Raw genomic sequence first — 5178 nt, 5'->3', positions numbered from 1 at the left:
AACCGGACGTGCTCGTCATCTCAGGCTCCACGCCGTCTGCCGGGACGCATGCCGCCTTGCGCGACTTTGTCAGTGCCGGTGGGTTTCTGGTGGAGGTCGCCTCTTCTTCTGCCGATGCAGCTCTGCTTCAAACGCTCACTGGGATTCCTGGCATCACCGTCAAGGACGGGGATGCCAATGACGACTACCGCATGCTGGCGGATGTCAAAACGGAGCATCCGCTGCTCAAGCCCTTTGGTGATCCGAAGCTGCGCGACTTTACCAAGCTGCGGTTTTGGAAGCATCGGCAGATCGAGGTCAAAGATGCGGGCAACAAGCTGGAAACCCTGGCGAGCTTTGACAACGGGCAGCCTGCCATTTTCAGCGCCCGCATTGGGAAGGGGACGCTTATTGTCCTGGCTTCTGGCTGGCAGCCGAGTGACAGCCAACTGGCGCTCAGCACGAAGTTTGTGCCGCTGCTGTATGGCTGGCTGGCGGCGGCTGGTTTCAGCCATGATCCTGCGGCGACGCTGCTGGTGGGTGAAGACCTGCCGCTGGATGCCGCTTCTGCGTACACCATCACGGAGCCGGAAGGCAAGACGCACAGCCTCAAGGCGGGCGAGAGTTTTACCACGACGGGGATCGGTCTCTACAAGGTGCAAAGCGCCAGCCATACCCAGATTTTCGCCGTCAATCTCCCGCCGGATGAAGGGCGAGTGCTGCCACTGGCTCCGCAGAAGCTGGCGGAATATGGCATCAAGCTTTCCAGCGGTGCTGACAGTGGGGCAACCGGTGAAACCTCGGACGAGCGGCTCACGGCGACTGACACGGAGCAGCGGCAGCAGTCGTGGTGGTATATTCTCCTTATCCTCCTGGCCGTTCTCCTGCTCGAAACTTGGTTTGCAGGGCGTAAAGGAGTCAGCAGTCTTACCACTGCTTGATTAGAGTCTTTCAATTCAATTTCTCCAAGCCTCGTGAAAAGCATCATTCTCTCAGTAGCCTTGGTGGCTTCAAGCAGTCTTGCGGCTGACTGGGTCGTTGTCGAAGGCGGGGTGTCTCCCGACAAAAAGCTGGCTGTTGCAGTGCTTCCGCAACAGGGGGCGGCTCTGGACGAGGTGGATGGGAGCGTTTTGCTGATCGACGCGCAGAAACAAAAACGGATTGGTCCGTTGGAGGAAGTGACTTCCAATGGCGGAACTTGGGGGAAAACAACGGAGAATGTTCGCTGTGCCTGGTCGCCTGACGGCAAAATCCTGTTGGTCAATTTCCGAATAGGGCGGCTCATGAACGACTGTCAGATTTATCGAATTTCAAACCGACGTGCCATCCCATTGAGCCTGCCTGCTGATACGGCCCATCCCAAAGGCAAGATATTCGAAGTGCTTACGACAACTAACAATCCGGGCTCAGAGGTGGCTTTTTCCAAGAATGGAGAACTCATCAAACGGTCCTATGGGTTCAAGCCAAAAGAAGGGCATTTTAATGAAGACTACTCGAGGTATGGTTTGAAAGGCTTCGACGGAGGAACTTTGTGTTTCTTCTATAATTTCAAAAAGGACTGGAGCATTGAACTGACGGACATTGCCTTGGATGCAGAAAATTAGAGGAGTTGAAAATCACCGCTTATGATCGCACGCACCATTCTTGAAGCCCGCATTGCTGAAGTTCGCGAGGCACTGCGTCTCGCACGGCTCATGCGTCATCTCGCTGTTGTGTTCGCGCTGGGTGTTGTGGTGAGGGGCGGCTTGCTGCTGGCCACGCTGAATGGATTTCCTGTTTCGAAGAGGCTTGATCGCTGGTCGATTCTGGGGCTCATCGTGCTGGGGCTGATTGCCTGGATCAAAGGGAGTCGTAACGTTTGGAGTGATCGTGACATCGCCCGTGTCATTGAGCAAAAGCATCCTTCGCTGAACGCATTGCTGCTTACGGCCATCGAGCACGAACCGGGGGCTGAGAAACCTGCCGGTTTCCTGCATGAACGGCTCATTGACCGCGCGCTGGCCCATGCCGCCACGCAGAACTGGCCGGTGACGGTGGCCAACAAGCCTTACACGCGTGCGGCGGTGGGGGCGGTGATTGCCATCATCGCTTTTCTGGCCACGGACATCGCGCTGCGCTTCCAGTCGGCACCGCACAAAACCGAGGTCGTGAAAAATCAGGTCGATGAAGAAACCCGGCCGACGGAGTTTCAAGCGACACTGACTCCGGGGGATGCGGAGCTGGAACGCGGTTCGCGTCTGATCATTGAAGCGCGTTTTAATGGGCCGGTGCCTGCGGATGCCACGCTGGTGGTGAGCGAGGCAGATGGCAAAGAGCGTGAGCGTCTGCCAATGCGCCTGACGGTGGATGAGCAGGTGTTTGGCGGCATGATCAACAAGGTGGAGCGTGATGCGAAATACCACGTGGAGTTTGCGGATCAGAAATCGCATGTGCACACGCTGACCGTTTTTGATTTTCCTGCGCTGGTCGGCAGCGACGTGATTGTCACGCCGCCGGAGTACACGAAGCTGCCTGCCAAGGAGACGAAGAACACGCGGAAGATCACCGCGCTGGAGGGCTCGAAGATTGTGTGGAAGATCAAGGTGAACAAGCCGCTGATCGCCGCTGGTGAAGCTGGCGCACCTGCGCGGAAAGAGGTGTCTCCGTTTGCGCCGCACCTGACGGCGGCGGAGCTTTTTGGTGAGGACAAGAGTGTGATTGCACTGACGCCATCGGCGGAGGATGCCATGGTGCTCGAGGGTTCTTTGATGGCGGAGAAGACGCAGAAGTATCGGCTGCATCTGGTGGATGAAGCGGAGCGTGGGAACAAGAATCCGCCGTGGTTTACGGTGACGGTGCAGTCGAATCAGCTGGCGAAGATCGAGGTGGTGTTTCCGAAGAGAGATCTGCAGGTGTCCAGCATTCAGGAACTGCCGGTGGAGGCGCAGGTCTCGGATGATCTTGGGGTGACGAAATCTGGGGCGGTCTTCAGCATTAATGGCAACAGCAAGGAGATCATCTTCAAGCATGCGGTGACTGCACCGCTGAAGAAGCAGGAGGTGAAGACGGAGCTGGCGCTGGAGAAGGAGCATGCCGAGCCAAGGCAGCTGGTGAGTTATTATTTATGGGCGGAGGACACGGGGCCGAAGGGGGAGGTGCGGCGGAGCATGAGCGACATGTTCTTTGCTGACGTGCGTCATTACGAAGACATCTTCCGTGAGAAGGAGGCTTCGCCCGGCCCACCCGGCAAGGCGCAGAGCGACAAGCTGGTGGATCTGGTGAAACAGATCGTCAACGCGACGTGGAAGATCATTCGCGACACGAATGCAGGGCGGGTGATTGAGGCTGCCACGCCGGATATTGATGTGGTGGATCAGTCCGTGGGCATCGCGATGGAGAAGGTCAAAGAAGCGATGGAGGAAGTGGAGGACGCGGAAGTGAAGCAGTCGCTGACAGAAGCGTGGAAGAGTCTCAAAGATGCGCAGGGGCCGCTGCAGCAGGCGTCGGCGGAGAAGAAGCGCTCGCCGCTGAATCAAGCGCTGACGTTTGAACAAACGGCGCTGGAATGGCTGCACCGTGCGCAGAGCCGTGAGCACCAGGTGATGCGGCAGGACAAGCCCTCGCAGGGCCAGCAGCAGGCGAACAAGAACCAGATCATGGATCTGGAGCTGAAGCAGAAGGAGCAGCGCTACGAAGAAGAGAAGGCCGCCACCGAGGAGCAGACAGCGGAGCAGCAGGAGAACCTGCAGGTGCTGAACCGGCTGAAGGAACTGGCGCGGCGGCAGGAGGCCCTGGCGGAGAAGATCAAGGAACTTCAAAATCAGATCGCCAATGCGAAGACGGAGGAGGAGAAGCAGGAACTGGACAATCAGCTCAAGCGTTTGCAGGCTGAGCAGGAGCAGCTGTTGAGTGATCTGGATGATCTCAAGGAGCGCATGGAAAAGCCGGAGAACGCGCAGAACATGGCGGAGGCCAAGGAGCAGCTGGAGCAGACGCGTGAGAAGGTGAGCGAGGCGGCGGAACAGCTGAAGGAAGAAAAGCTGGCGGATGCGGCGAACTCAGCGACGCGTGCGCAGCGTGAGCTGGAAAAGATGCAGGAGGATTTCCGGCAGAAGACTTCGAAGAAATTTGCCGAGGAGGTGAAGCAGATCCGCCAGCAGGCGCGTGATGCGGCGGAGAACGAGAAGAAGATCAGTGAGGCGCTGGAGAATCAGAAGGAGGCCGGGTCCGACATCGAGAAGAACATGCAGAATGCGGCCCAGAGCCGGCAGGTGGCGGAGCAGCAGGAGAAGGTGGAAAAACTGCTCAACAGCATGCGACAGCTCAGCGAGCAGGCGGAGGAGAGCGAACCGCTGCTGCACCGCAATCTTTACGACGCTGTGCGCAAGGCGCAGACGAGCGGGCTGGAAGAGAATTTGAAGGAGACGCGGGATCAGCTGCGGTATGGATCACAAGTGGAAGCCAAGGATGCGGAGCGCAAAGCGGCGAATGCTGTGGAGGAGCTGAGGAAGGGCGTGGAGAAGGCGGCTGAGAGCGTGCTGGGCAGTGAGAGCGAGGCTTTGCGCGTGGCGAAGAATGAACTCGATAAGCTGATCAAGGAAGCGCAGGAGCAGGAGGCTGCGGGCGAAGGACAAAAGGGGAAGGAAGGACAAAAGACTGCCGATGCCGGGGAGCAGAAAGCTGCTGAAAAGGGGGCAAAGGCGGGAGAGGGGCAGCCGGGGAAAGATGGGCAGCCCAAGGATGGCCAAACTGCTGAGAAAGGTGAGAAGCCGGGTGCTGGCGAGCAGCCTGGAAAAGAAGGCCAAGGGCAGGAGCCGGGTAAAGAAGGTGAAGGCAAAGATGGCCAAGGTGAGCCGAAGGATCCGAAGATGGCTGGTGCAGGTCAGAAGCCTGGCGAAGGGGAGCCGAAGGCTGGACAAGGCAAGGAGGGTAAGGCGGGTCAGGGTGAGGCGAAAGGTGAGCAGATTGCTGAAAATGGGCAGAAGCCGGGACAGGGCATGCAACCCGGGGAGAAGGGGCAGGGTGGGCAGCAGCCTGGTCCTGAAGGCCAAGGAGAAGGTCAGGGGCAGGCTTCAGCACAACAGCCGAAGGGGAATCAACCCGGGCAGCAACCGGGCAAGGATGGGCAGCAGCCGGGGAAAGATGGGCAAGGCAAGGGGATGGGCCAAGGGCAGGGCGAGCCGCAGACGGCGGATTCCAACATGGGGCTTGGGATTACGG

The 5178-nt window shown here is 58.5% G+C and carries 2 protein-coding genes and 1 pseudogene; all 3 read left to right on the top strand.

Annotation, left to right across the window (positions count from 1 at the left end; all coding sequences use genetic code 11):
- Window positions 1-920, top strand: a 920-nt coding sequence (locus tag ACIREA_RS26330; protein ID WP_397385300.1) for a hypothetical protein, incomplete at its 5' end; no start/stop codon positions are given.
- A gap of 33 nt (window positions 921-953) precedes the next feature.
- The gene (locus ACIREA_RS26325; protein ID WP_397385299.1) at window positions 954-1583 is read left to right on the top strand and encodes a hypothetical protein; all 630 of its coding nucleotides are present in this window, start codon (window positions 954-956) and stop codon (window positions 1581-1583) included.
- 21 nt (window positions 1584-1604) lie between these two features.
- Window positions 1605-5178: pseudogene (locus tag ACIREA_RS26320) on the top strand (hypothetical protein); the annotation flags it as partial.

Origin of the sequence: Prosthecobacter sp., assembly GCF_044373815.1 — a bacterium.
Taxonomy (GTDB): Bacteria; Verrucomicrobiota; Verrucomicrobiia; order Verrucomicrobiales; family Verrucomicrobiaceae; genus Prosthecobacter.
The sequence above is the reverse complement of the archived record's forward strand: the minus strand, read 5'-3'. Positions and strand labels throughout refer to the sequence as shown.